The following is a 1136-nucleotide window of genomic DNA, read 5'->3' as shown; positions in this document are numbered from 1 at the left end:
ACACTCAGTGTCAGGGTGACAGGTGCCGCTGTGCGGTGGTTGGGTTCTTCTCACCCGGTGTCTGACTCTTGCAAACACTGCTTTCGTGGCGATCGTGCGTTGTGTCGTCATCGGGTGGGAAGGACCGACCGGCAATTGACCTGATAGGAGCGTGGCACCGCCCCCACTGAGATATGTCCTGCCGGCCGGCCCGACCTTCACTGCTCCCTGTTGAGAAGGAAGGCACCATCCATGGTGATCGTTGGCACCGATGTCCACAAGCGCACCCACACCTTCGTCGCCGTCGACGAGGTCGGCCGACAACTCGGCCACAAAGTCGTCCCCGCCACCACCCCCGGCCATCTCAAAGCTCTGAACTGGGCCCGTGAACAGTTCGGCGAGCATCTGTTGTGGGGCATCGAAGACTGCCGCAACCTGTCTGCCCGGCTGGAACGCGACCTGTTGTCGATGGGCCAGGCTGTGGTCCGTGTCGCCCCGAAACTGACCGCCCAGACCCGCGCCAGCGCCCGCACCCGCGGCAAGTCCGACCCCATCGATGCCTTGGCCGTCGCCCGGGCGGTGCTACGCGAACCCGACCTGCCCACCGCCTGCCACGACACCGTCTCCCGCGAACTCAAACTGCTCGTCGATCGCCGCGAAGACCTTGTTGCCCAACGCACCTCAACCATCAACCGGCTGCGCCAACGCGTCCATGAACTCGACCCTGCCGCAGAACCCGCACCCAAATCCCTGGACCGGGCGCGTCCCTGCGCAACACTGGCGTCCTGGCTAGACACACAGACCGGGATCCTGGCTGAGCTGGCCCGCGACGAGCTGGCCGACATCATCCGCCTCAACGACACCATCAACGCATTGACCGTCCGCATCGAAGACCGCGTCAACGACGTCGCCCCGGCCCTGTTGACGCTGCCGGGCTGCGGGGCCCTGACCGCGGCCAAGATCGTCGGCGAGGCCGCCACCGTGACCCGGTTCCGCAGTGAGGCCGCCTTCGCCCGCCACTGCGGCACCGCCCCCATCCCAGTGTGGTCGGGCAACACCGCCGGCCGAGTCCGGCTCAACCGGTCAGGAAACCGTCAACTCAACGCCGCCCTGCACCGCATCGCCATCACCCAACTGCGCATCCCCGACAGTGCCGG

Annotated in this window: 1 protein-coding gene; it reads left to right on the top strand. The window is 66.5% G+C overall.

The genetic code is table 11. The features are described from left to right. Positions 1-231: 231 nt before the first annotated feature. The coding region (locus AWC18_RS00230) for an IS110 family RNA-guided transposase (RefSeq protein WP_109559955.1) at positions 232-1136 on the top strand (905 nt) is incomplete at its 3' end.

This window comes from Mycolicibacter nonchromogenicus (assembly GCF_002101775.1).
Taxonomy (GTDB): domain Bacteria; phylum Actinomycetota; class Actinomycetes; order Mycobacteriales; family Mycobacteriaceae; genus Mycobacterium; species Mycobacterium nonchromogenicum.
Note: the sequence above shows the minus strand (reverse complement) of the source record. Positions and strands in the feature narration are given on the sequence as shown.